Genomic DNA, 26803 nt, shown 5'->3' with positions numbered 1-26803 from the left:
TTTTCTATCTATTGGGTTTAAAATAAAATATGAAGGAATTATAATGAAAAAAAGTACGGTATTGTCATTAACTACTGCTGCAGTTATTTTAGCAGCATATACCCCCAATGAGGTAATTTTAGCAGATGCACCTAGTTCTGAAGATGCTTTAAGAATTTCTGATAAAGAAAAAGTAGTAGCAGATAAAGAAACAGAAAACAATGAACAATCTGAAGATATTCATAATGTTATAGAAACTTCAAAGGATACTGAGGAGAAGAAGACAACAGTTATTGAGGAAAAAGAAGTTGTTAGTAAAAAGTCTGTGATAGACAAAAAAACTAGTAACGAAGGAGCAAGTATCAAAGAGGACTCCAATCAATCCAAAGGAGATAATGCAGACTCGTCTGCAAGTAAGGACACGGAAAGTCCCAAAAAAGAAGATAAACTTGTCTATATTGCTGAATTTAAAGATAAAGAATCTGGAGAAAAAGTAATTAAGGAACTATCCAATCTTAAGGATACAAAAGTTTTATATACTTATAATACGATTTTTAATGGCACTGCCATTGAAACAACTCCAGATAATTTGGACAAAATTAAACAAATAGGAGGTGTTTCGTCGGTTGAACGATCACAAAAACTCCAACCAATGATGAATCATGCCAGAAAGGAAATTGGAGTTGAGGAAGCTATTGATTACCTAAAGTCTATTAATGCTCCATTTGGGAAAAATTTTGATGGTAGAGGTATGGTCATTTCAAATATCGATACTGGAACAGATTATAGGCATAAGGCTATGAGGATCGATGATGATGCCAAAGACTCAATGAAATTTAAAAAAGAAGACTTAAAAGGCACTGATAAAAATTATTGGTTGAGTGATAAAATCCCTCATGCGTTCAATTATTATAATGGTGGTAAAATCACTGTAGAAAAATATGATGATGGAAGGGATTATTTTGACCCACATGGGATGCATATTGCAGGGATTCTTGCTGGAAATGATACTGAAAAAGACATCAAGAACTTTAATGGCATAGATGGAATTGCGCCTAATGCACAAATTTTCTCTTATAAAATGTACTCTGACGCAGGATCTGGGTTTGCGGGTGATGAAACAATGTTTCATGCTATTGAAGATTCGATCAAACACAATGTCGATGTTGTTTCGGTATCATCTGGCTTTACGGGAACAGGTCTTGTAGGCGAGAAATATTGGGAGGCTATTAGAGCATTAAGAAAAGCAGGAATCCCAATGGTTGTTGCTACAGGTAATTTTGCGACTTCTGCTTCAAGTTCTTCTTGGGATTTAGTAGCAAATAATAATCTGAAAATGACAGATACTGGAAATGTAACACGAACTGCCGCACATGAAGATGCTATAGCGGTCGCTTCTGCTAAAAATCAAACCATTGAGTTTGATAAAGTTAACATAGGTGGACAAAGTTTTAAATACAGAAATATAGGGGCTTTTTTCGATAAAAATAAAATCCTAACAAATGAGGATGGCTCAAAAACTCCAAATAAATTAAAATTTGTATATATAGGCAAAGGTCAAGACCAAGATTTGATAGGCTTGGATCTTAAGGGCAAAATTGCAGTAATGGATAGAATTTATACCAAGGATTTAAAAGATGCTTTTAAAAGAGCAACGGATAAAGGTGCACGTGCTATTATGGTTGTAAATACTGTAAATTACTACAATAGAGATAATTGGACAGACCTTCCAGCTATGGGATATGAAGCGGATGAAGGGACTAAAAGTCAAGTATTTTCAATTTCAGGAGATGATGGTGTAAAATTATGGAACATGATTAACCCTGATAAAAAAACTGAAGTCAAAAGAAATAATAAGGAAGATTTTAAAGATAACTTAGAACAATACTATCCAATTGATATGGAAAGCTATAATTCTAATAAACCGAATGTAGGTGATGAAAAAGAAATTGACTTTAAATTTGCAGCTGACACAGACAAAGAACTTTATAAAGAAGATATTATAGTCCCAGCAGGGTCTACATCTTGGGGGCCAAGAACAGACTTGCTTTTAAAACCGGATGTTTCAGCACCTGGTAAAAATATTAAATCCACTCTAAATGTTATCAATGGTAAATCCACTTATGGTTATATGTCAGGAACTAGTATGGCAACTCCAATCGTAGCAGCTTCTACTGTTTTGATTCGACCAAAATTAAAGGAATTGCTTGAAAGACCTGTCTTGAAAAATCTTAAGGGAGATGACAAAATAGACCTTACAAGTCTTACAAAAATAGCTCTACAAAATACTGCAAGACCTATGATGGATGCAACCTCTTGGAAAGAAAAGAGTCAATACTTTGCATCACCTAGACAGCAGGGAGCGGGGCTAATTAATGTTGCCAACGCTTTGAGAAATGAAGTTGTAGCAACTTTCAAAAATACAGATTCTAAAGGTTTGGTAAATTCATATGGTTCCATTTCTCTTAAAGAAATAAAAGGTGATAAAAAATACTTTACAATTAAGCTTCACAATACCTCAAACAGACCTTTAACCTTTAAAGTTTCTGCATCAACTGTAACTACAGATGCTCTAACTGATAGGCTAAAACTCGATGAAACATATAAAGATGAAAAATCTCCGGACGGGAAGCAAATTGTTCCAGAAATTCACCCAGAAAAAGTCAAAGGAGCAAATATCACATTTGAGCATGATACTTTCACTATAGGTCCAAATTCCAGCTTTGATTTAAATGCGGTTATAAATGTTGGAGAAGCTAAAAACAAAAATAAATTTGTAGAATCATTTATTCATTTTGAGTCAGTGGAAGAAATGGAAGCTCTAAACTCCAACGGTAAGAAAAGAAACTTCCAACCTTCTTTGTCGATGCCTCTAATGGGATTTGCTGGGAATTGGAACCACGAACCAATCCTTGATAAATGGGCCTGGGAAGAAGGATCAAAATCAAAAGCAATGGAAGGTTATGATGATGATGGTAAACCAAAAATTCCAGGTACCTTAAATAAGGGGATTGGTGGAGAACATGGTATAGATAAATTTAATCCAGCAGGAGTTATCCAAAATAGAAAAGATAAAAATACAACATCCCTAGATCAAAATCCAGAATTATTTGCTTTCAATAACGAAGGAATCAACGCACCTTCATCAAGTGGCTCTAATATTGCTAAAATCTATCCTTTAGATTCAAATGGAAATCCTCAAGATGCTCAACTTGAGAGAGGATTAACGCCTTCTCCACTTGTATTAAGAAGTGCAGAAGAAGGGGTGATTTCAATAGTAAATACAAATAAAGAAGGAGAAAATCAAAAAGACTTAAAAGTCATTTCGAGAGAACACTTTATTAAAGGAATTTTAAACTCTAAAAGAAATGATGCAAAAGGAATCAAATCATCTAAACTAAAAGTTTGGGGTGACTTGAAATGGGATGGACTCATTTATAACCCTAGAGGTAGAGAAGAAAATGCCCCAGAAAGTAATGACAAAAAAGATCCTGCTACTAAGATACGAGGACAATTTGAACCGATTGCGGAAGGCCAATATTTCTATAAATTTAAATATAGATTAACCAAGGATTACCCATGGCAGGTTTCCTATATTCCTGTAAAAATTGATAACACACCTCCAAAGATTGTTTCAATTGATTTTTCAAACCCTGAAAAAATTAAGTTAATTACAAAGGATACTTATCACAAGGTCAAAGAGCAATACAAGAATGAAACGTTATTTGCGAGAGATCAAAAAGAACATCCTGAAAAATTTGACGAGATTGCCAACGAAGTTTGGTATGCTGGGGCCGCTCTTGTTAATGAAGATGGAGAGGTTGAGAAAAATCTTGAAGTCACTTATGCAGGTGAGGGTCAAGGAAGAAATAGGAAACTTGACAAAGACGGAAATACCATTTATGAAATTAAAGGTGCAGGAGATTTAAGAGGCAAAATCATTGAAGTGATTGCATTAGACGGTTCTAGCAATTTCACAAAGATTCATAGAATTAAATTTGCTGATCATGCTGATGAAAAGGGGATGATTTCCTATTATCTAGTAGATCCTGATCAAGATTCATCTAAATACCAAAAGCTTGGCGAGATTCCCGAATCTAAATTTAAAAATTTAGAAAATAGAAAAGAGGATAGTCTTAAAAAAGATACAACGGAAGTAGAACATCATCAAGAAAATGAAGAGGCTACCGAAGAAAAATCTAGCTTGACTATTCATAAAACTATTTCAACAATTAGAGATTTTGAAAGTAAAGACTTAAAGAAACTCATTAAAAAGAAATTCAGAGAAGTTGATGACTTTACAAGTGAAACTGGTAAGAGAATAGAGGAATACGATTATAAATACGATGATAAGGGAAATATCATTGCTTATGACGATGGTAGTGCCTTACAATATGAAACTGAAAAACTTGATGAAATCAAATCAAAAATTTATGGCATTCTAAACCCGTCTAAAGATGGACACTTTGAAATTCTTGGAAAGATCAGTAATGTTTCTAAAAATGCCAAGGTATATTATGGCAATAATTATAAATCGATAGAAATCAAAACGACCAAGTATGATTCCCACTCAAAAACGATGACATTTGATTTATACGCTAATATTAATGATATTGTGGATGGATTAGCTTTTGCAGGCGATATGAGGTTTTTTGTCAAAGATGATGATCAGATAAAAGCTGAAACTAAAATTAGAATGCCTGAAAAAAATAAGGAAACTAAAGCAGAATATCCGTATGCATCAAGTTATGGGAATGTAATAGAATTAGGAGAAGGAGATCTTTCAAAAAATAAACCAAACAATTTAACGGACATGGAATCTGGTAAAATCTATTCTGATTCAGAAAAACAACAATATCTATTAAAGGATAACATCATTCTAAGAAAAGGCTATGCACTAAAAGTGACTACCTATAATCCTGGAAAAACGGATATGTTAGAAGGGAATGGAGTCTATAGCAAGGAAGATATAGCAAAAATCCAAAAGGCCAATCCTAATCTAAGAGTATTATCAGAAACAACAATTTATGCTGATAGTAGAAATGTTGAAGATGGAAGAAGTACTCAATCAGTATTAATGTCGGCTTTGGACGGCTTTAACATTGTAAGGTATCAAGTGTTTACCTTTAAAATGAATGATAAAGGGGAAGCTATCGATAAAGATGGAAATCTTGTGACAGATTCTTCTAAACTGGTATTATTTGGTAAGGATGGTAAAGAGTACACTGGAGAAGATAAGTCCAATGTAGAAGCTATAAAAGAAGATGGCTCTACGTTATTTATTGATGCAAAACCAGTAAATCTTTCAATGGACAAGAACTACTTTAATCCATCCAAATCTAATAAAATTTATGTACGAAATCCAGAATTTTATTTAAGAGGTAAGATTTCTGATAAGGGTGGTTTTAACTGGGAGTTGAGAGTTAATGAATCGGTTGTAGACAATTATTTAATCTACGGAGATTTACACATTGATAACACTAGAGATTTTAACATTAAGCTTAATGTTAAAGACGGTGACATCATGGACTGGGGGATGAAAGACTATAAAGCAAATGGATTCCCAGATAAGGTAACAGATATGGATGGAAATGTTTATCTTCAAACTGGCTATAGCGATTTGAATGCGAAAGCGGTTGGAGTACACTATCAATTTTTATATGATAATGTAAAACCTGAAGTAAGCATTGATCCTAAGGGAAATACTAGTATCGAATATGCTAACGGAAAATCTGTAGTCTTTAACATCAATGATAAAAGAAATAATGGATTCGATGGTGAGATTCAAGAACAACATATTTATGTAAATGGAAAAGAATACAAATCATTTGATGATATTAAACAACTAACAGATAAGACACTAAACATTAAGATTGTTGTAAAAGATTTTGCAAGAAATACAACTGTAAAAGAATTCATTTTAAATAAAGATACGGGAGAGGTAAGTGAATTAAAACCTCATAGGGTAACCGTGACCATTCAAAATGGAGAAGAAATGATTTCAATGATAGTGTCGGAAGAAGATTTTATGTTACCTGTCTATAAGGGTGAATTAGAAAAAGGATACCAATTTGATGGTTGGGAAATTTCTGGTTTCGAAGGGAAAAAAGACGCCGGCTATGTTCTTAATCTATCAAAAGATACCTTTATAAAACCTGTATTCAAGAAAATAGAGGAGAAAAAGGAGGAGGAAAATAAACCTACTTTTGATGTATCGAAAAAGAAAGAAAAAACACAATCTAATCCAACTAATGATGTCAACAGTATTGTTTCTGATGAGAATGATAAAAACTTTGAAATTAACAAGAACGTTTATCTAAATGAACAAGTGAACTTAACTAATAAAAATACCAACATCAATAGTAAATCAACTATTAACAATCCTAATCAGTTGCCAAAAACCGGAACAGCAAGCGGAGCCCAGACACTATTAGCTACCGGAATAATGTTTATAGTAGGAGCTTTTCTAGGATTGAAGAGAAAAAATAAAGATTAAGACAAAAGCTATAGAAAAAATGGTTTATGTACTGAGATTAGATTGTGAGGTGATGACATAGTTTTGTGAAAATTTTGATTTATAAATATATTATTTAGATTTCTATGAAAATAGGAGATTTTAAAGAGATATATGTAAAAGCCTCGTCTCAGGACAGGCTTTTTTAATCGTGATGAAAATTTCTTGACATCTATTCTCAGAGTGCTATACTAAAAGGGTAATCGCCGATTTAGCTCAGTTGGTAGAGCAACGCACTCGTAACGCGTAGGTCACAGGTTCAAGCCCTGCAATCGGCAGAATCAAGAAGTCCAAACGGGCTTCTTTTTTTGTAACTATAGGAAAGGTGGAACGTTTGAGATAGGTTCTATTTAACGTCTGAAACTCCTGCTTATAAATAAAAACTAAAATTTATATTTTGTGGTATAATATATATTAATAAGCACTTGTTTTCGTTCCGTTTTAGAGGACTATAGGCTGTTAATCATTCTAGAATTTTTTGCATAGGTTTTCTAAAAATTATAAAAATCCATGGATAATAACGAATGAAGTCTCGCAAGCTTGGCTGAATAGAAATCAAAAAGGAGAAAATTATGAATAAGAAAGAATGGGTAAAACAATTTGAGGAGGCGAATGGCCGCAAGCCGACTGCATCAGAATTAGCAGAGGCGCAGTCAACTAAAAAGTTTGCGAGAGGAACTGGAAACATCAAAATCTATATTGGGTTAGTCCTCGGTATTTTAGTTGCTCTAATCCTAGTAAGTGTTTTCTCTCATTCTTTGATTGGAAAGAAAGAGTCAAATCAAGCATCGTCTGCTGTTTCAACTACAGAGTCAACAAGTCAATCGTCTACAAGCCAAGGAAAAGCAGATGAGACTGATAAGGATAAACAAGAGGAAATTCAAAAACTCAAGGATCAACTGACTGCTTTAGATACCAAAATTACGGAAGCAGAAGCACTTGTTAGCAAGTTCAAGAAAGAAACTACCGTTCCAAAACTAGATATTGAAGCAATCAAGAACAATGATTTGTCTAGTTTAGAAGGTACTTGGCGTAGTCAATCTGGCAATGAATACATTATTAATGATTCTGGAGAAGTACGTGCGACTTGGTTTACAAATGATCAAAAGTACGAATCTGTAGTTGGATTAAAGGTATCAAAAGGACAAGATAGTCGTAACCCTGAGACAGCGTCTATCAGTGCGTGGGTAAAAGATTCTGTTGCTGGAGGATTTGTAGTAGTAGCTGTGCCAAGTGGAGTTGTTATGCAACCTGCTGATGACGGAAAGATTACGGATAAAAGCAATCATGCTGAGGAAAGACTACTTTCAGGACAAGATTATGGGTCTATGTTAATGAAACCAGAAAATGTTTATTATCGTGTGAAACCAGATACCAGTAAACTTGAGGAAGCAGAAAAGAACTTAGCTCAACTACAAGCAGACCGTGAATCAATCAAATCTTCTCTAGAGTCAAAGGAAAAGAAAAACTAGATGGTATTCGTTCAAAAATACTGTTACAATCGGCAAAATCAAGAAGTCCATTAGGGCTTCTTTTTCTTTTATCACTACTATTCAACCACTTAGACAGAGATATTGACCAGATAGGCAAAAGGGCTTGTTCTTGAAAAATTCCTCTGCTATAATGGTTCATGTAAGGGACATGAGGGGTCAGTATTAGACAACTCAAGAACCCAAAAAAGAAAATGGAGACAAAAAATGAAAAAATTATTGGGACTTGTATTTTTAGTAGCTGCAGCGCTAGTATTGTATTTCGGTTCTGTTGGTTGGCCACGTTTGGATGTCAACCTCTGGTCACTCATTCCGGTAGGATTGTTCCTCTATTTCACTCTGGAAAACTTTTTGAAAAAAGACTACAAGGCTAGTCTGATGTGCTTGATTATTGCTTTTATCATTGCAAATGCAATTTTTGATATTTTGCCAATCTCAAGTGGTTTGGTAATTGGTGCGGGAGTGCTAGCTTGTGTAGGACTTGGCTACCTCTTTCCTGATAAAGATAAAAAAGAAGGCAAATAAAAAGTCTCGAGATTTCTCGAGACTTTTTTACTGACCAGCGTAGTATTTTTGGATCCCTTTTACAATGCCTGCGACCAGTTTATCTTGGTAGCAGCTATCTCTGATTTGTTGGCTTTCAGTGAAATTATCCATATAACCAAGTTCAAGGAGGACGGCTGGTTTGGCTGTTTCGCGTAGTACAGCATAGCTGCTCTCCAATAAGCCAGCATCCTTGGCCCCTGTTTCTGCTAGAAGAGAGGAGTGGATGTCAGCGGCGAGGCGTCTGCTTTCACTCATACGATCAGGGTGATTGTGCCAGTATTTATTAATCTTGCTTGGGTAATCAGGTTCATCGCTATAGGAGTAGGTTTGAATACCGCTTGCTTTTGAGTATGCGCTACCAGTTGCATTGAAGTGAATACTGATAAAGATGTCAGAGTTGGTCTTATTAACCATACGAGAACGTTCGGTTACAAAATCAACGTCAATATCACTATCACGAGAGGTGAGGACCTTGTAGCCTAGTTCTTCTAACTTAGCACGAAGTTTACGGTAAATCTGCATGTTGAGATCTTTTTCAGCGACATTGTAGTAAAAGGCACCGGAATCTCGACCACCATGTCCAGGATCTAGGAAGATGGTATTGCTGTATAGGCCTTTTGTAAATCCACCTTCAGTTGAAACTTCAGAAATCCATTGGCCGTATTTTTGGAACAAGTGTTCCTTACCGTCTATCTTGTAAGTTCCTGAAACATAATGTCCATTATCATCTAGGTAGTAGCGTGCTTTGTCAGAGTTATCGTAAATCCATTCGCTCTTTGCCATGTAACCACCTGACTTGAGGTAGTATGCTCCAATCCACTCCTGATTTGCATAACGGCCATCCGCTTTTAGATAGAACCAGCTCTTGTAGGCTTTATCGAAGATCCACTCATTCTCTGCCATGGCTCCACTGGTTTTAAGGTAGTAGCTTCCTTTCCATTTGTCTGCTAGCATTCCCCCATTCTGGTCAAATGAGTACCAGGAACCCTGAATCTTTTGCCAGTTTTCTTGGACATATCTCCCTGACCCGTTCGCATAGAACCAAGTATCCTTGATTTTGACCCAGTTGTTTTCTGCCATAGCTCCACTCTGGTTGAAGAGGTAACCCTTGAAGGTTGTCGCACTCAGCATTCCACCGTCTTTGTCAAAGTAATACCAAGAACCGTTGATTTTCTCCCATTTATCCTGTGAGATTTTTCCAGAAGGAGCGACATAATACCAAATTTGGTCTAATTTAGTCCAGCCCTTTTCTGCCATAGCTCCGCTTTTTGTGAGAAGATAGCCGTCAACGGCAGTGTTGCTGAGCATACTTCCAGTTTGGTCAAAATAGTACCAAGAACCATTGATTTTTTTCCAGGTGTTCTGAGCTAGTCGTCCAGAAGAATCAGAATAATACCATTGATTGTCCAAATTGGTCCAGCTATTTTCTATCATGACACCATCTTGGTCAAAGGCATAGCCTTTGTAGATAGTAGAATGAAGACGATTACCATCTTGATCGAAGTAGTACCATTTGCCTTGGATTTGTTTCCAGTTCAAAGCAGGTTTATCATCTTGGTAAAAACGCCAGTGGTGATTTTCTTGGTACCACCCTTCTTTTTTGGGCTTATCTTCTTGCACATCTACTTTCGGAAGAGCTTCTGATTTAGAGTTTTCCTCAACACTCGACTCTTTCTTTTCTTCTTTGGCAATTGCTTCCTTGACAGCAGATGTGGATTGAGTAGTGTTTTCTTCTCCTAAGACGGATGCGGGTGCTAATCCTGCGATTGAAAGGATTAAAGCACTGGTCAGTAGTATCTTTTTCACTTTCTATTTCCTAACTTTTTCTTTTTCCCTTTTTCATTTTTCTATTAATTATCGAATTGAACTTCTTCTAGTAAGTATTCGATAAAGCGTTCGCCCATCTTAGACAGGCTGGTTTTTTCATGCTGGATATAGACTAGTTCAATCGGGTCGTCAATGTCCAGTGGAATGGAAACGATATTGTCTCCGTTGAGGTTGCTGTTCAAAATCCCTGTTGCAATGGTGTAACCATCCAAACCAATCAAGAGATTAAAGAGGGTGGCACGGTCACTGACTACGATGGATTTCTTGTGGTGCTCTTGTGAAAGAATCTCCTCTGAAAAGTAGAAAGAGTTGTGCGTCCCCTGGTCATAACTCAGATAAGGAAAGTCTTCCAAATCAGCCAGTTTGACCTTGTCTTTTTTAGCTAGAGGGTTGGTCTTGCTAACAAAGATATGGGGTTGAGCGGTAAAGAGGTGGTGGGCTAAGAGGTGGTTGTCATCAAGCATTTTCGTTAAAACATCGCGGTTGTAGCTGTTTAAAAAGAGGACACCGACCTCGCTACGGAAGTTCTTGACGTCATCGATAATCTCCCAAGTCCGAGTTTCACGAAGGAAGAGCTCGTATTTTTCCATATCACTTTTCTTGAGCAAAGAGACAAAGGCATTGACTACAAAGGCATAGTGCTGAGAGGAAACGCTGAAAAGTTCGCGGTGGGCGATAGGATTTTTATAACGTTCCTCCAGAAGCTGAGTTTGCTCGACAACTTGGCGAGCGTAGGAGAGAAACTCCATTCCATCACGCGTCAAGGTAATTCCCTTGGGATTGCGGATAAAGATTTCAATGCCCATTTCATTTTCCAAGTCTCGAACAGCATTAGAGAGACTGGGTTGGGTGATAAAGAGTTGCTTGGCTGCCTCATTCATAGAGCCAGTTTCGACGATTTTGATAATATAGTGTAGTTGTTGAATTCTCATGTTTTTATTGTACCATACTTGCGGAAGAATGGGCAATGAAGACGAAGAAAATAGGGGGAAAGAGCCGGTCCAGTATTGAAAAAAAGTCTAGAATTTGCTAAAATGGAAGCTATGAAAACATTCTATGATGTGCAGCAATTTCTCAAGCAGTTTGGCATTATTGTTTACGTGGGGAAGCGCTTGTATGATATTGAACTGATGAAGCTCGAACTCTCTCGGATCTATGATGCAGGTCTGATGGACAAGCTAGACTATCTAGAGGCAGAAGCTGTTCTTCGTAGAGAGCACAAGATAGAATTAGACTATATAGAGAAAAATGGAGATAAGAACTTATGACAATTTGGTTTTTGTGGGGAATCGTATTAGCGATGGCGGCATGGATGGGGTATAACTACCTTCGTATTCGTCGTGCGGCTAAGATTGTGGATAATGCAGAATTTGAAGCCTTGATTCGGAAAGGGCAATTGATTGATGTCCGTGAACCAGCAGAATTTCACAGAAAACATATCCTCGGAGCTCGCAATATTCCTTCAAATCAGTTGAAGTCAAGCCTTGCAGCCCTTCGCAAGGATAAACCTGTCCTTATCTACGAAAACCAACGCGGACAACGAGTGACCAATGCAGCACTTTATCTGAAAAAACAAGGTTTCTCTGAGATTTATATCCTTTCTTATGGGTTGGATTCTTGGAACGGGAAGGTCAAGACTAGCTAAGATCAAGGAAAAAGTTGATAAAGTCGGTCTCCTATACTAAATTAATAATCATTTTAAGGGATTTTTAGAAAATGCAAGAAAAGAAAAAAATCCACTTTTGGTGGGTATTCTATCTATCATTCTTAGTTTGTTATTTCCGTTGGGAGGTATTGGTTTAGGTATCACTGGTGTATTGTTTGCTAACGAACTTCAAAAAGAATCTGGACTTGATTATAAAACAGAAAGAATTATAGCTATTGTAGGTATTGTTCTTTCTGCTCTTAACTGGATTACTGGAGTTATCTTACATATGAGTTAAAGAAGATTAAAAAAGCTTTAAATTTAAAGCTTTTTTCTTTTATCCACTTTTTTCTAAATAGTTTTTAATGATTTCCAATTCCTCTGGATTCAAGGGACGGTATTGCCCTTCTGCTAGTTCTGGGTCTAATGTAAAGTCACCGAATTGGACGCGTTTTAGGGCAGTCACCTTGACACCAACTGAGAGGAACATTTTTTTAACTTGATGAAATTTTCCTTCTGAGATGGTAATAGAGGCATGGCTCTCTGTTGGGCTTATGTCTAGAATTTCTAGCTGAGCAGGTTTACAAGTGGTCCCATCTAAAAAGACAATTCCATCCTTGAACTTTTGGATATGGTCTGACGTGAGCGGTCCGTTTACTACCACTTGATAGGATTTATCGACATGGTACTGGGGATGAAGGAGTTGGAAGCCAAGAGGTCCATTGTCTGTCAAAAGCAGCAGTCCCGTGGTATCGCGGTCTAGTCTGCCGATAGCATAGAGCTGGTCAGACTGGCTGTCAGGTGGAAGGAGGTCCATGACGGTTGGAAGTTTCTTATCCTTGCTAGCTGTAACGACTCCGTTTGGCTTATGCAGCAGGAGGTAGGTGTGCTCGTAGCCTTGGATTTGTCGTCCTTGAAAGACTAATTTCTGCAACCCAGTGTCGATATTTTGAGCCAGGGAGCTGGCTGGACAATCGTCCACTAGGATTTCTTTTTTTAATAGAGCCTGTTTCATAGCCTTGCGACTGACCTTTTCTTGGGCTAATAATCTATCTAAACGCATACCAGCTTATCTTATCATAAGTCTCTGACTTTGAAAAGAGTTGCCTTGACTAGAAAAGCAGAGTGAAAACATTTACACTTAGCTGAACTGTGATTTTTGAATGAGACTGTGGTATAATTGTTCAGTTAGAAATAAAAATTTAAATATTAGAGGAAATCATGACAAAATTAAGAGAAGATATCCGTAACATTGCGATTATCGCCCACGTTGACCACGGTAAAATAACCCTCGTTGACGAATTATTGAAGCAATCAGAAACGCTTGATGCACGTACTGAATTGGCAGAGCGCGCTATGGACTCAAACGATATCGAAAAAGAGCGTGGAATTACCATCCTTGCGAAAAATACAGCCGTTGCTTACAACGGAACTCGTATCAACATCATGGACACACCAGGACACGCGGACTTCGGTGGAGAAGTTGAGCGTATCATGAAAATGGTTGACGGTGTTGTCTTGGTCGTAGATGCCTACGAAGGAACCATGCCACAGACTCGTTTCGTATTGAAAAAAGCCTTGGAACAAGACCTTGTTCCAATCGTGGTTGTCAACAAAATCGATAAACCATCAGCTCGTCCAGCAGAAGTAGTAGACGAAGTATTGGAGCTCTTCATTGAGCTTGGTGCAGACGATGACCAGCTTGATTTCCCAGTGGTGTATGCTTCAGCTATCAACGGAACTTCTTCATTGTCAGACGATCCAGCTGATCAAGAAAAAACAATGGCACCAATCTTTGATACCATTATCGACCATATCCCTGCTCCAGTGGACAACTCAGATGAACCACTTCAATTCCAAGTATCACTTTTGGACTACAATGACTTCGTAGGACGTATCGGTATTGGTCGTGTCTTCCGTGGTAGTGTGAAAGTTGGGGACCAAGTTACCCTTTCTAAACTAGATGGTACAACGAAGAACTTCCGTGTTACAAAACTTTTCGGTTTCTTTGGTTTGGAACGTCGTGAAATCCAAGAAGCAAAAGCAGGTGACTTGATTGCCGTTTCAGGTATGGAAGATATCTTTGTTGGTGAGACGATTACACCGACAGATGCAGTTGAGCCTCTTCCAATCCTTCACATCGATGAGCCAACGCTTCAAATGACTTTCTTGGTCAACAACTCACCATTTGCTGGTAAAGAAGGTAAATGGGTGACTTCTCGTAAGGTGGAAGAACGCTTGCAAGCAGAATTGCAAACAGACGTTTCCCTTCGTGTTGACCCAACGGACTCACCAGATAAATGGACTGTCTCAGGACGTGGAGAATTGCACTTGTCAATCCTTATCGAAACCATGCGTCGTGAGGGTTATGAACTTCAAGTATCTCGTCCAGAGGTTATTGTAAAAGAAATCGACGGTGTTAAATGTGAGCCATTTGAACGTGTTCAAATCGATACTCCAGAAGAATACCAAGGATCTGTTATCCAAAGCCTTTCTGAACGTAAGGGTGAAATGTTGGATATGATTTCAACTGGTAATGGTCAAACTCGTTTGGTCTTCCTAGTTCCAGCGCGTGGTTTGATCGGTTACTCAACTGAGTTCTTGTCAATGACTCGTGGTTACGGTATTATGAACCATACCTTTGACCAATACTTGCCATTGATTCCAGGAGAAATTGGTGGACGTCACCGTGGTGCCCTTGTTTCTATTGATGCTGGTAAGGCTACAACTTACTCAATCATGTCTATCGAAGAACGTGGAACCATCTTTGTCAACCCAGGTACTGAGGTTTACGAAGGAATGATCATTGGTGAAAACTCTCGTGAAAACGATTTGACAGTTAACATCACTAAGGCCAAACAAATGACCAACGTTCGTTCTGCAACCAAGGACCAAACAGCGGTTATCAAGACACCTCGTATCTTGACCCTTGAAGAGTCTCTTGAGTTCTTGAACGACGATGAGTACATGGAAGTAACGCCTGAGTCAATCCGTTTGCGTAAGCAAATTCTCAACAAGGCAGAGCGTGAGAAAGCCAACAAAAAGAAAAAATCAGCTGAATAAGAGCTAGAAAGAGATAAAGATGGTCTATTTAATCATAGGGATACTCTTATTACTACTCTATGTATTTGCGACACCCCAAAGTATCAAAGGAACAGTCAACATCGTTATCTTGGTCTTTGTAGTTGTTGCACTCTTGATTTTGCTGATGTTGTCCATCTTGCAAATCTTCCAATTACCGACAGAATTCTTTGTCACAATCGCCATGCTGGCTCTAGCCTACTTTAGCTTGAGAGACATTACGCTCATGTCTGTAAAAAAGAGCAGAAGAAGATAAAGAGAAAGAGGGCTATGGCTCTCTTTTTCTATGCTAGAATGAAGGCTAGAGCATTTTCGTTTAGTATTATTTCCATAAAAATGGTAAAATAGTAGAAGTAGAAATGGAGTTTGAGACATGAAAGTAATCGATCAATTTAAAAATAAGAAAGTCCTTGTTTTAGGTTTGGCTAAGTCTGGTGAGTCTGCGGCCCGTTTGTTGGACAAGCTGGGTGCCATTGTGACAGTAAATGACGGCAAGCCTTTTGAAGAAAATCCTGCTGCGCAAAGTTTACTAGAAGATGGGATTAAGGTTGTCACTGGTGGGCATCCTTTGGAGCTCTTGGATGAAGATTTCGCTCTGATGGTGAAAAATCCAGGGATTCCGTATAGCAATCCCATGATTGAAAAAGCATTGGCAAAAGGGATTCCAGTTTTGACTGAGGTGGAATTGGCTTACTTGATTTCAGATGCTCCAATTATCGGTATCACTGGTTCAAATGGGAAAACAACTACAACGACGATGATTGGGGAAGTTTTAACTGCTGCTGGTCAACGCGGTCTCTTGTCAGGGAACATCGGCTATCCTGCTAGTCAAGTGGCTCAAACTGCGACAGCCAAGGATACGCTCGTCATGGAACTTTCTTCTTTCCAACTGATGGGTGTCCAAGAATTCCATCCTGAGATTGCGGTTATTACCAACCTCATGCCCACTCATATCGACTATCATGGTTCTTTTGAGGAGTATGTGGCAGCTAAGTGGAATATCCAGAACAAGATGACAGCAGCTGATTTCCTTGTCTTGAACTTTAACCAAGATTTGGCAAAAGAATTGGCTACCAAAACACAAGCTACTGTTGTACCATTTTCAACACAGGAAAAGGTTGATGGAGCTTATTTGGAAGATGGTCAACTCTACTTCCGTGGAGAAGTGGTCATGGTAGCTAGTGAAATCGGTGTTCCAGGTAGCCACAATGTAGAAAATGCCCTTGCGACTATTGCTGTAGCCAAGCTCCGTGGTGTGGATAACCAAACCATCAAGGAAACTCTTTCAGCCTTTGGAGGTGTCAAACACCGTCTCCAATTTGTGGATGAAATCAAGGGTGTCAAATTCTATAACGATAGTAAGTCAACCAATATCTTGGCTACTCAAAAAGCCTTGTCAGGATTTGACAACAGTAAGGTTATCTTAATCGCAGGTGGTTTGGACCGTGGAAATGAGTTTGACGAATTGGTGCCAGATATTACTGGGGTCAAGAAGATGGTTATCCTCGGTCAATCTGCAGAACGTGTCAAACGGGCAGCGGATAAGGCTGGTGTGGCTTATGTAGATGCGACAGATATTGCTGATGCGACCCGCAAGGCTTATGAGCTCGCGACTCAAGGAGATGTGGTTCTCCTCAGTCCTGCCAATGCTAGCTGGGATATGTATGCTAACTTTGAAGCACGTGGCGACCTCTTTATCGACACAGTAGCGGAGTTAAAGGAATAATATGAAAAAAATTGTCTTTACAGGTGGGGGGACGGTTGGACACGTCACCCTCAACCTTTTGTTAATGCCTAAGTTCATCGAAGACGACTGGGAAGTTCACTATATCGGTGACAAGCACGGAATCGAACACCAAGAAATCCTCAAGTCAGGCTTGAATGTTACCTTCCACTCCATTGCGACTGGGAAGTTGCGCCGCTATTTCTCTTGGCAAAATATGCTGGATGTGTTTAAAGTTGGTTGGGGAATTGTCCAATCCCTCTTTATCATGTTACGACTGCGTCCACAGGCCCTTTTTTCAAAGGGAGGCTTTGTCTCTGTACCGCCGGTTATCGCTGCGCGTGTGTCAGGAGTGCCTGTCTTTATTCACGAATCGGACCTGTCCATGGGCTTGGCCAATAAAATCGCCTATAAATTTGCGACCAAGATGTATTCAACCTTTGAGCAGGCTGCTGGTCTCGTAAAGGTCGAGCATGTGGGGGCTGTGACCAAGGTTTCAGACCAAAACACTCCTGAACCAGATGAATTGGTGGATATCCAAACCCACTTTGATCCTAAATTGCCAACGGTATTGTTTGTTGGTGGTTCTGCAGGAGCTCGTGTATTTAACCAATTGGTGACTGATCATAAGCAAGAACTGACAGAGCGCTACAATATTATCAATCTCACTGGAGATTCTAGCCTCAATGAGTTGAGTCAAAATCTCTTTCGTGTTGATTATGTGACGGATCTCTATCAACCCTTGATGGAGATGGCAGATGTAGTAGTGACGCGTGGTGGTGCCAATACGATTTTCGAGCTCTTGGCCATGGCGAAACTCCATCTCATCGTACCATTAGGTCGTGAAGCAAGTCGAGGAGACCAGATTGAAAATGCGGCTTACTTTGTTAAGAAAGGCTACGCAGAAGAACTTCAAGAAAGTGACTTGACCTTGGAAAGCTTGGAGGCGAAACTCAGTCACTTGCTTAGTCACAAGGACCAATACCAAGCTAGCATGAAAGCTTCGACTGAATTGAAATCTCTTGCAGATTTTTATGATCTACTAAGAAAAGACCTAGCATAAGGAATATCAATGTCAAAGGATAAGAAAAAAGAATCAAACAAGAAGCAAGAATTGTCTGAATGGCAGAAACGAAACCAGGAATACCTGAAGAAGAAGGCTGAGGAAGAAGCTGCCCTAGCTGAAGAGAAGGAAAAGGAAAAACAAGCTCGTAAGGAAGCCAACTCGAAACTATTGGAGGAATCCAAGAAATCATCGAGTGAGTCAGATGAGGAAGCCTCAAGTCCAAGCAAGGAACCATCCGAAAAAGAAGAAAAATCTCAAAAGGATGACCGAAAAGTCAAAGAGGAAAAAGAGAAGAAGAAAAAAGAAAAACCAGAGAAACCAGAAAAACCTGCCAAGCCTAAAATTGCGCCTGTTCATATTTGGCGAGCTGTGAGTATCTTGGTACCAAGTGTCCTGGTCCTCCTTCTTTCAGTCTATCTATTGACTCCACTTTCGACCATCAAAAATATCGAGGTTAAGGGAAATAGTAACACGCAGGCGGATGACATCAAACAGGCTTCTGGAATTCAAGATAGCGACTATACTTTAGCTCTATTGTTGGATAAGGAAACATACGCTGAGCGAATCAAGTCCAATCATTGGATAGAATCAGCGAAGATTGACTATCAATTTCCGACTAACTTTACGATTGAGGTCAAGGAATTCGATATTGTTGGTTATTATGTGTCTGGTGAAGAACATTATCCTATTCTGTCTAGTGGTACAGTAGAGTCAACTCCTGTTGATCGCTTAAACTTACCTGAGACTTATCTGACAGTTACCTTTAACGATGAGCAGCAGGTGAAAGAACTGATCACAGGATTGTCTAGCATCAGTGAGGATATCAAGAGTCAAATCCAGAAAATCGAATTAGCGCCAAGCAAGGCAACAGCAGATCTTTTAAAAATTACTATGCTGGATACAGATGAGGTTTTGGTTCCCTTGTCAGAATTGAGCAAGAAATTGCCTTATTACAGCAAAATCAAGCCACAATTGTCAGAACCGAGTGTAGTCGATATGGAAGCTGGAGTATACAGCTATACTATAGCGGATAAATTGATAGAAGAGGCTGAGGAAAAAGCCAAACAAGAGGCCAAGGAAGCTGAGAAGAAAAAACAGGAAGAAGAAAAGAAAAAACAAGAAGAACAGGGAAATCAAAGCCAAACGAGCCAGCAATCACAGAGTCGTTAGACTAACTTTTCCTCTTGATTTTGGATGGTATAGAAGTCTAGTTTCGAGTTTTTGCTTGACAAGTCCTACTATAAATAATAGAATAGAAAAAAACCTTTAAAGCAGTCCAGAGAGGCAGCTAAGGTTAGACGGTGAAAGGGTGGAGACTACCCATTTTTCGTGGAACCTTGCTGTTGGCAGGTTCCTTTTTTCATGCTCTCTAGCTTACAAAGGTAAAAGGAGAAAGGTATGCGTGAACATCGTCCAGTTATTGCTCTTGATTTTCCTAGTTTTGAGGCAGTCAAGGAATTTTTATCTCTTTTCCCAGCAGAAGAAAGTCTTTATTTAAAAGTGGGAATGGAGCTTTATTATGCGGAAGGTCCAGAAGTTGTCCGTTATTTGAAGTCACTAGGGCATAGTGTCTTTTTGGACCTCAAGCTACATGATATTCCCAATACAGTCAAATCTGCTATGAAGGTCTTATCTCAGCTTGGTGTGGACATGACCAATGTTCATGCTGCTGGTGGTGTGGAGATGATGAAGGCTGCGCGTGAAGGTCTTGGAAAAGAAGCAAAATTGATTGCTGTCACTCAATTGACTTCAACTTCTGAAGAACAAATGAGAGACTTTCAAAATATCCAAACCAGTCTTCAAGAATCGGTCATTCACTATGCCAAGAAGACAGCTGAAGCGGGCTTGGATGGTGTCGTTTGCTCAGCTCAGGAAGTGCAACTCATCAAGCAGGCCACCAATTCAGATTTTATCTGTTTGACACCGGGAATCCGTCCAGCGGGAGCTGCGGTTGGAGACCAAAAACGTGTCATGACGCCAGCGGATGCTTATCAAATCGGTAGTGACTATATCGTAGTGGGACGTCCCATTACCCAAGCTGAGGATCCTGTTGCAGCTTATCATGCTATCAAGGATGAATGGAACCAAGACTAAAATTAAAGAAATAGATTATAAAAACAAAAGGAGAAGACTATGACACTTGCTAAAGATATCGCTAGCCACCTCTTGAAAATTCAAGCCGTTTACCTCAAACCAGAGGAGCCTTTCACTTGGGCATCTGGTATCAAATCGCCGATTTATACTGACAACCGTGTGACGCTTGCCTATCCAGAGACTCGTACCCTAATTGAAAATGGTTTTGTGGAAGCTATTAAAGCAGAATTTCCAGAAGTAGAAGTGATAGCAGGAACTGCGACAGCAGGAATTCCACACGGAGCGATCATTGCTGACAAGATGAACTTGCCTTTTGCCTACATCCGCAGCAAACCAAAAGACCACGGAGCTGGTAACCAAATCGAAGGCCGAGTAGCCCAAGGTCAAAAAATGGTTGTTGTTGAAGACCTCATTTCAACGGGTGGCTCTGTTCTTGAAGCCGTAGCAGCTGCCAAACGCGAAGGAGCCGATGTTCTTGGAGTTGTAGCGATTTTCAGCTATCAATTGCCAAAAGCAGATAAGAACTTCGCAGATGCTGGTGTAAAATTGGTGACGCTTTCTAACTACAGTGAACTAATCCACCTAGCCCAAGAAGAAGGTTACATCACGCCAGAAGGACTCGACCTCCTAAAACGCTTTAAAGAAGACCAAGAAAATTGGCAAAATGCCTAAAACATAGAAAATCAGGTAGTCACAAGATTACCTGATTTTTATATGTGGGCAATAAAACAAAGGTTCCTAAAGGTAAAGAAGAATATAGGATAATGGTAGAATGAGAGTCCTCTCTTTTTTGGGGCATATTCAGATAATCAGTTTGAAATTTCCAGACAAAATTTTTGAAAGGATTCTGAAAAAGAGGTAAGATTGTTAATGTAAGACAAAGCAAACGCTTACTTAATAAGGAGGACACTTTATGTCATATAAAACAAGTAATGCAGAAGGACCTGTAGATTTTATTAACACTTATGATTTGGAGCCAATGGCGCAACAAGTTATTCCTAAAGCTGCCTTTGGTTATATCGCTAGTGGAGCAGAGGATACTTTCACTTTACGCGAGAACATCCGTGCCTTTAACCACAAACTCATCGTTCCGCATACGCTTTGCGATGTTGAAAATCCAAGTACAGAGATTGAATTTGCAGGTGAAAAATTATCTTCACCAATTATTATGGCACCTGTTGCGGCTCATAAATTGGCAAATGAGCAGGGGGAAGTAGCTACTGCGCGTGGTGTGCATGAATTTGGTTCTCTCTATACAACTAGTTCCTACTCTACCGTTGACCTTCCAGAAATTACGGAAGCTCTTCAAGGAACACCTCATTGGTTCCAATTTTACTTTAGTAAGGATGATGGAATTAACCGCCATATCATGGACCGTGTGAAGGCTGAAGGCTACAAAGCGATTGTCTTGACGGCAGATGCAACTGTAGGGGGGAATCGTGAGGTCGATAAGCGCAATGGTTTTGTCTTCCCAGTTGGCATGCCGATTGTTGAGGAATACCTGCCAGAAGGTGCTGGAAAATCAATGGACTTTGTTTACAAATCAGCCAAACAACGCTTGTCTCCACGCGATGTTGAATTTATCGCTGCATACTCTGGTCTTCCTGTCTATGTCAAGGGGCCACAGTGCCGTGAGGACGTTGAACGTTCGCTTGCCGCAGGTGCTTCTGGTATCTGGGTAACCAACCACGGTGGCCGCTAAATCGACGGTGGACCAGCATCCTTTGACTCGCTTCAAGAAGTAGCTGAAGCAGTTGATAAACGTGTGCCAATTGTCTTTGACTCTGGTGTTCGTCGTGGTCAGCACGTCTTCAAAGCCTTGGCTTCTGGAGCAGACTTGGTAGCCATTGGTCGCCCTGTTATTTATGGTTTGGCTCTCGGTGGTAGTGTTGGTGTGCGTCAAGTCTTTGAGCACTTGAATGCAGAATTGAAGACAGTCATGCAGTTATCTGGAACTCAGACTATTGAGGATGTTAAACACTTCAAACTCCGTCATAATCCATACAACCCAACCTTCCCAGTTGATCCTCGTGACTTAAAATTGTATTGATAAAGAAGACGGCCTCCACCTGATGTGGAGGTTTTTCTTCGTGTATAGATAGATTAAATCGTTATTAGAAACTATATAAATATATTTTCCAGTCAAATATCTTGCTAGGGCTTTCAAATTCTGTTATACTGGTCCAGTAATAAAATAATAAAGACATTTGGGGTGCTTTAGGCTGAGATGATACCCATTGAACCTGATACAGTTAAGACTGGCGAAGGGAAATGTGAAAAGGTTTTTTTCGTATGTCGAAAGAAACTATCTAATCTTGTAAGCTAAACTCTAATTCTTGATTGTAATTGGAGTTTTTTTGTTTATCAAAAGAGGATAGGCTTGACGGCAAGCCTTTCGGTAGCTCTCCTTTAATGCCCCACTTTTCTTTAAAAAGGTCAAGTAAAACTAGGATTTTCTTGGTATTTTGTTGATTACGAACGAGTAAAGAGAGGAAAAGTAATATGGAAACACAAGACTATGCATTTCAGCCAGGTTTGACCGTTGGAGAATTATTAAAAAGCAGTCAGAAGGATTGGCAGGCTGCAATCAATCATCGTTTTGTTAAGGAACTTTTTGCGGGGACAATTGAGAATAAGGTCTTAAAAGACTACCTGATTCAAGATTATCATTTCTTTGATGCCTTCTTATCCATGCTGGGTGCCTGTGTAGCTCACGCAGACCAGCTTGAATCCAAACTTCGTTTTGCCAAGCAACTAGGCTTTCTTGAAGCAGATGAAGATGGTTATTTCCAAAAGGCTTTCAAAGAGTTAAAGGTAGCAGAGAATGACTATCTGGAAGTGACCTTGCACCCTGTAACAAAAGCGTTTCAGGAGCTAATGTATTCTGCTGTGGCTTCATCAGACTATGCTCATCTTTTGGTCATGCTGGTCATTGCAGAAGGTCTCTATTTAGACTGGGGTTCTAAAGATTTGGCACTACCTGAAGCCTATATTCATTTGGAATGGATCAATCTCCACAGAGGTCCTTTCTTTACAGAGTGGGTTCAATTTCTGGTTGACGAACTCAATCGTGTCGGGAAAAATCGAGAAGATTTGACAGAACTTCAGCAACGCTGGAATCAAGCAGTTGCTTTGGAATTAGCCTTTTTTGATATCGGTTATGAATTATAGGACAGATGCAATCCTTTGATGTAAATTAAAAGAATGAACAAACAAACTATATAAATATATTTTCCAGTCAAATATCTTGCTAGGGCTTTCAAATTCTGTTATACTGGTCCAGTAATAAAATAATAAAGACATTTGGGGTGCTTTAGGCTGAGATGATACCCATTGAACCTGATACAGTTAAGACTGGCGAAGGGAAATGTGAAAAGGTTTTTTTCGTATGTTGAAGGAAACTGTCTAATCTTGTAAGGTAAACTCTAATTCTCGTTTGTAATTGGAGTTTTTTTGTTTATCAAAAGAGGATAGACGGCAAGCCTTTTGGTAGCTCTCCTTGAATGCCCCACTTTTCTTTAAAAAAGGAGTTTTTTATGTTGAAAAAATGGCAGTTAAAAGATGTTATCTTACTTGCTTTCTTGTCTATCTTTTTTGGTGGCGTTTTTGTGGGTTCGGGCTATCTGTTTGATATTCTCACCCTAATCTTGGCCCCTCTTGGTTTACAGGCCTTTGCCAATGAAATCCTCTTTGGTCTCTGGTGTATGGCTGCGCCCATTGCGGCCATCTTTGTTCCAAGAGTCGGAAGTGCGACGATTGGAGAAGTGCTCGCTGCGCTTGCTGAAGTTCTTTATGGTAGCCAATTCGGCCTAGGCGCCCTATTGTCTGGCTTGGTTCAAGGCTTGGGAAGTGAATTTGGTTTTCTCGTAACCAAGAATCGCTATGAAAGTTGGCTCTCTCTAACTGCCAATAGTATTGGGATTACGCTTGTTAGCTTTGTCTATGAATACATTAAATTAGGTTACTATGCCTTCTCCCTTCCTTTTGTACTTTCCTTGCTGGTGGTGCGTTTTATTTCCGTCTTTTTCTTCTGTACCATCTTGGTTCGTGCCATTGTCAAACTCTACCATCAGTTTGCAGCTGGAGGCAAGGCATAGATGGGGCTGGAACTACGGGGGATTCAGTCTCCAATCTTTTCGGAACCGATTGATTTTACTTTTCATGCGCAAGCTTTTACCTTGTTAGTTGGGAGCAGTGGTTCAGGAAAATCCAGCCTTTTTCAAATCATTGCCCAGGTCAATTCCTTACCCTATAGTGGTCAAGTCCTGATAGATGGAAACCAGGTCAGTCAGCTTTCAATCGTCGAACGTGTCCATACGGTTGGCATTCTCTTTCAAAATCCCAATCATCAATTTACCATGGAGAACTTGTTTGAAGAGCTGATTTTTACCTTGGAGAATATCGGACATCCTGTTCAAGAAATTGATTCTAAAATAGCAGAGGTGGTCCGGCAATGTCGCTGTGAGAAAATCTTGCACCGTCCCATACATCACTTATCAGGTGGAGAAAAGCAAAAGGCTGCGCTAGCTGTTCTCTTTGCCATGAATCCTAGGGTCTATCTCTTGGATGAGCCCTTTGCTTCTATTGACCGCAAAAGTAGGATAGAGATATTGGAGATTCTAAAAGAGTTGGTCCTTGATGGGAAGACAGTCATCCTGTGCGACCATGATTTAACGGATTATGGAGCCTACATTGACCATATGGTGGAGCTGAGAGAGGGACAACTAAGAGAAGTGTTTCAAATCTCAACCTCTGAGATGACACAGGTTGCTTCAAAGGAAGTTGCCTCTAGCCTAGAACTATTCTATATAGACCGTATGACTTGTGAGCTGGGGAATCGCCCCCTCTTTTCGATTGCTGATTTTACTATCTACCAAGGAATTTCCTGTATTCTGGGTGACAATGGTGTTGGGAAATCAACCCTCTTTCGCTCCATTCTTCAATTTCAAAAGTATAAAGGACGCATTACTTGGAAGGGTTCGGTCCTAAAAAAGAAAAAGAGTCTGTATCGTGACCTGACGGGTGTCGTTCAGGAAGCTGAGAAGCAGTTTATCCGAGTCAGTCTGCGAGAGGAACTGCAATTAGATAGCTCAGACTCTGAAAGAAATCAGCGAATTCTCCAAGCATTACAATTTTTTAATTTGGAGCAGGTACTCGGTAAGAGTCCTTATCAATTAAGTGGTGGCCAGCAAAAGATTCTTCAGCTATTGACCATCTTGACCAGCAAGGCTTCTGTGATTTTACTAGATGAACCATTTGCTGGTTTGGATGATAGAGCTTGCCATTATTTTTGCAAGTGGATTTTGGAGGACAGAAATCAAGGAAGAAGTTTTTTGATTATTAGCCATCGTTTAGATCCCTTGATCTCTGTGGTTGATTATTGGATCGAGATGACTAGTGAGGGCCTCCGTCATATTAAAGACGTGACAATCAGCAAACCTCTCAGTTTTCTGAGTAGGAATACTCAAGGGGAGGTGAGGTAGTATGATCAAAGTAGCAACTCAGACACCGATTATTAGTCTTTTCTTGCTGATTTTATCCTTGGAAACATCTTTCCTTCCTTCGATTGCTCTTAATCTTTCAGTAGTCGCATTTTGCATTCTCTTCATGCTCTACCACCGTCGATTTAAAATGTTGGCTTGGATGCTTGTGCTCGCCATTTTGCCATCCTTCGCCAACTATTGGGCAGTACAGTTACATGGGGATGCTTCGCAGGCAGTGATACTTGGAACGAGGGCCTTTGTGACGGTTTGTATCGGCCTTGTCTTTGTTTCCAGTATTTCCTTAAAAGAGCTTCTCTTGTACTTGGCTCAAAAGGGGTTATCACGGTCTTGGGCGTATGCCTTGATTGTGGTATTCAATGCCTTCCCCCTCATTCAGCAGGAAATCAAGTCCCTCAAGGAAGCTTGCTTACTGCGTGGTCAAAAATTGCATGTTTGGTCGCCCTTGATTTACAGTAAGGTTCTGATGACGGTTTTTAGATGGCGCCATCTCTACTTGAGAGCTCTGTCTGCACATGGATATGACGAACATGCGCAGTTGGAGAATCGCTATCGGACTTTTTATATTTCTCAGAGGACAACATTAATCTACCTGCTTTTCTTTTTATTGCTTCAAACCAGTCTATTTTTATAAAGGAGTTATTATGGAATTTACAGATATTGCGATGGAATTATCCAAGGAAGCTTGGCAGGCTTCTTTTCATCATCCCTTTGTTTTACAATTACAAGAGGGAAATTTAGAACCTGATATTTTCCGCTATTACCTGATTCAAGATGCCTACTATCTGAAGGCCTTCTCAGAAATCTATCACCTCTTGGCTGATAAGACTTCAAACCAAGAGATGAAAAGACTCTTGAAACAAAATGCTCAGAGTCTAGTGGAGGGTGAATTATTTATCCGTCAACAATTTTTCAAGGAATTAGGAATCAGTGACCAGGAAATGGATGAGCAACCGATTGCTCCAACCTGTTATCATTACATTTCTCATATTTATCGTCAATTTGCAGAGTCAAACTTGGGCATTGCTTTTGCTAGTTTGCTCCCATGTCCTTGGTTATACCATGATTTGGGCAAGGCACTTAATCGCAAACCATCCCCGAATCCTCTTTATCAACAGTGGATTGAAACCTATATCACCGATGAATTAGAAAAGCAGATTAAAGAGGAAGAAGCCCTGGTCAATCAACTCTATCGAGAAAGTGACGAGACGGACAAACAAAAAATGCTAGAGGCCTTCCACCGCAGTGTCCACATGGAAGCCAAGTTTTGGGAGATGGCTTACCAACATCAAACATGGACGAGTGATTTACAGTCCTTAGAAAAAGAGAAGAAATAG

Annotated in this window: 21 protein-coding genes, 1 tRNA gene, 1 pseudogene and 2 riboswitches; of the genes and pseudogenes, 20 read left to right on the top strand and 3 right to left on the bottom strand. The window is 39.5% G+C overall.

Annotated elements, in window-relative coordinates; all coding sequences use genetic code 11:
- Positions 1-43: 43 nt before the first annotated feature.
- The 4 genes from KX728_RS06730 to KX728_RS06710 all read left to right on the top strand — a co-directional run bounded on the left by KX728_RS06730 (position 44) and on the right by KX728_RS06710 (position 8508).
- Positions 44-6475 carry a S8 family peptidase gene (locus KX728_RS06730; protein ID WP_215804463.1) on the top strand — a complete coding sequence of 2144 codons (6432 nt, stop codon included), beginning with the start codon at positions 44-46 and terminating at the stop codon, positions 6473-6475.
- Between the two features lie 223 nt (positions 6476-6698).
- A tRNA-Thr gene (locus tag KX728_RS06725) sits at positions 6699-6771 on the top strand.
- Positions 6772-7065: 294 nt separating this feature from the next.
- On the top strand, positions 7066-7965 hold the full coding sequence (locus tag KX728_RS06720; protein WP_070535579.1) for a DUF6287 domain-containing protein: 900 nt from the start codon (positions 7066-7068) through the stop codon (positions 7963-7965).
- A gap of 225 nt (positions 7966-8190) precedes the next feature.
- On the top strand, positions 8191-8508 hold the full coding sequence (locus tag KX728_RS06710; RefSeq protein WP_215804977.1) for a hypothetical protein: 318 nt from the start codon (positions 8191-8193) through the stop codon (positions 8506-8508).
- A 27-nt stretch (positions 8509-8535) separates the two neighbouring features.
- On the opposite strand, the gene KX728_RS06705 is transcribed toward KX728_RS06710, so the two are convergent.
- A complete protein-coding gene (locus KX728_RS06705) occupies positions 8536-10335 on the bottom strand; it encodes an N-acetylmuramoyl-L-alanine amidase (protein ID WP_215804465.1) in 1800 nt (599 codons plus the stop codon).
- A 44-nt stretch (positions 10336-10379) separates the two neighbouring features.
- Complete coding sequence (locus KX728_RS06700; protein WP_001222578.1) at positions 10380-11288, bottom strand: LysR family transcriptional regulator; 909 nt, start codon at positions 11286-11288, stop codon at positions 10380-10382.
- A gap of 102 nt (positions 11289-11390) precedes the next feature.
- Between KX728_RS06700 and KX728_RS06695 the strand changes: the two genes are divergently transcribed.
- The 3 genes from KX728_RS06695 (at position 11391) to KX728_RS06685 (ending at position 12299) form a co-directional block, all read left to right on the top strand.
- On the top strand, positions 11391-11624 hold the full coding sequence (locus KX728_RS06695; protein WP_002882495.1) for a YqgQ family protein: 234 nt from the start codon (positions 11391-11393) through the stop codon (positions 11622-11624).
- Entirely contained in the window at positions 11621-12001 is a 381-nt protein-coding gene (locus KX728_RS06690; RefSeq protein ID WP_215804466.1) for a rhodanese-like domain-containing protein, read from the top strand. Before KX728_RS06695 ends, KX728_RS06690 begins: the two co-directional genes overlap by 4 nt.
- A 100-nt stretch (positions 12002-12101) precedes the next feature.
- The gene (locus tag KX728_RS06685; protein ID WP_306822997.1) at positions 12102-12299 is read left to right on the top strand and encodes a DUF4190 domain-containing protein; all 198 of its coding nucleotides are present in this window, start codon (positions 12102-12104) and stop codon (positions 12297-12299) included.
- A 39-nt stretch (positions 12300-12338) separates the two neighbouring features.
- Here the strand turns inward: KX728_RS06685 and KX728_RS06680 are convergent, their stop codons facing one another.
- Complete coding sequence (locus KX728_RS06680) at positions 12339-13064, bottom strand: 16S rRNA pseudouridine(516) synthase (protein WP_215804467.1); 726 nt, start codon at positions 13062-13064, stop codon at positions 12339-12341.
- A 158-nt stretch (positions 13065-13222) separates the two neighbouring features.
- On the opposite strand from KX728_RS06680, the gene typA reads away from it, so the two are divergent.
- The 13 genes and pseudogenes from typA to tenA all read left to right on the top strand — a co-directional run bounded on the left by typA (position 13223) and on the right by tenA (position 26803).
- The gene (gene typA / locus KX728_RS06675; protein WP_215804468.1) at positions 13223-15064 is read left to right on the top strand and encodes a translational GTPase TypA; all 1842 of its coding nucleotides are present in this window, start codon (positions 13223-13225) and stop codon (positions 15062-15064) included.
- Positions 15065-15083: 19 nt separating this feature from the next.
- Positions 15084-15338, top strand: a complete 255-nt coding sequence (locus tag KX728_RS06670) for a DUF3165 family protein (RefSeq protein WP_000262666.1) — start codon at positions 15084-15086, stop codon at positions 15336-15338.
- Between the two features lie 117 nt (positions 15339-15455).
- Positions 15456-16808 (top strand): UDP-N-acetylmuramoyl-L-alanine--D-glutamate ligase, encoded by a 1353-nt coding sequence (gene murD, locus KX728_RS06665; protein ID WP_215804469.1) that lies wholly within the window; start codon positions 15456-15458, stop codon positions 16806-16808.
- Position 16809: 1 nt separating this feature from the next.
- Positions 16810-17868, top strand: a complete 1059-nt coding sequence (locus tag KX728_RS06660) for a UDP-N-acetylglucosamine--N-acetylmuramyl-(pentapeptide) pyrophosphoryl-undecaprenol N-acetylglucosamine transferase (RefSeq protein WP_215804470.1) — start codon at positions 16810-16812, stop codon at positions 17866-17868.
- A gap of 9 nt (positions 17869-17877) precedes the next feature.
- Positions 17878-19041: a cell division protein FtsQ/DivIB gene (locus tag KX728_RS06655; protein ID WP_215804471.1), complete on the top strand. Its 1164-nt coding sequence runs from the start codon at positions 17878-17880 to the stop codon at positions 19039-19041.
- 228 nt (positions 19042-19269) lie between these two features.
- Complete coding sequence (pyrF, locus tag KX728_RS06650; RefSeq protein ID WP_048753473.1) at positions 19270-19965, top strand: orotidine-5'-phosphate decarboxylase; 696 nt, start codon at positions 19270-19272, stop codon at positions 19963-19965.
- Between the two features lie 39 nt (positions 19966-20004).
- The gene (gene pyrE, locus KX728_RS06645) at positions 20005-20637 is read left to right on the top strand and encodes an orotate phosphoribosyltransferase (protein WP_036755409.1); all 633 of its coding nucleotides are present in this window, start codon (positions 20005-20007) and stop codon (positions 20635-20637) included.
- 241 nt (positions 20638-20878) lie between these two features.
- A pseudogene (gene lctO, locus KX728_RS06640) lies at positions 20879-22015 on the top strand (L-lactate oxidase).
- A 148-nt stretch (positions 22016-22163) separates the two neighbouring features.
- Positions 22164-22252, top strand: a riboswitch (TPP riboswitch).
- Positions 22253-22467: 215 nt separating this feature from the next.
- Entirely contained in the window at positions 22468-23136 is a 669-nt protein-coding gene (locus KX728_RS06635; protein ID WP_215804472.1) for a TenA family protein, read from the top strand.
- 123 nt (positions 23137-23259) lie between these two features.
- Positions 23260-23348, top strand: a riboswitch (TPP riboswitch).
- A 153-nt stretch (positions 23349-23501) separates the two neighbouring features.
- A complete protein-coding gene (locus KX728_RS06630) occupies positions 23502-24062 on the top strand; it encodes an ECF transporter S component (RefSeq protein WP_038805710.1) in 561 nt (186 codons plus the stop codon).
- Positions 24063-25448, top strand: coding sequence for an ATP-binding cassette domain-containing protein (locus tag KX728_RS06625; RefSeq protein ID WP_215804473.1), 1386 nt, complete (start codon positions 24063-24065; stop codon positions 25446-25448).
- A gap of 1 nt (position 25449) precedes the next feature.
- On the top strand, positions 25450-26100 hold the full coding sequence (locus KX728_RS06620; protein ID WP_215804474.1) for an energy-coupling factor transporter transmembrane component T: 651 nt from the start codon (positions 25450-25452) through the stop codon (positions 26098-26100).
- Positions 26101-26110: 10 nt separating this feature from the next.
- Positions 26111-26803 carry a thiaminase II gene (tenA, locus tag KX728_RS06615; RefSeq protein ID WP_215804475.1) on the top strand — a complete coding sequence of 231 codons (693 nt, stop codon included), beginning with the start codon at positions 26111-26113 and terminating at the stop codon, positions 26801-26803.

The sequence above is a fragment of the Streptococcus oralis genome, assembly GCF_019334565.1.
GTDB lineage: Bacteria > Bacillota > Bacilli > Lactobacillales > Streptococcaceae > Streptococcus > Streptococcus oralis_CR.
This window is presented reverse-complemented; position numbering and strand designations above follow the sequence as displayed.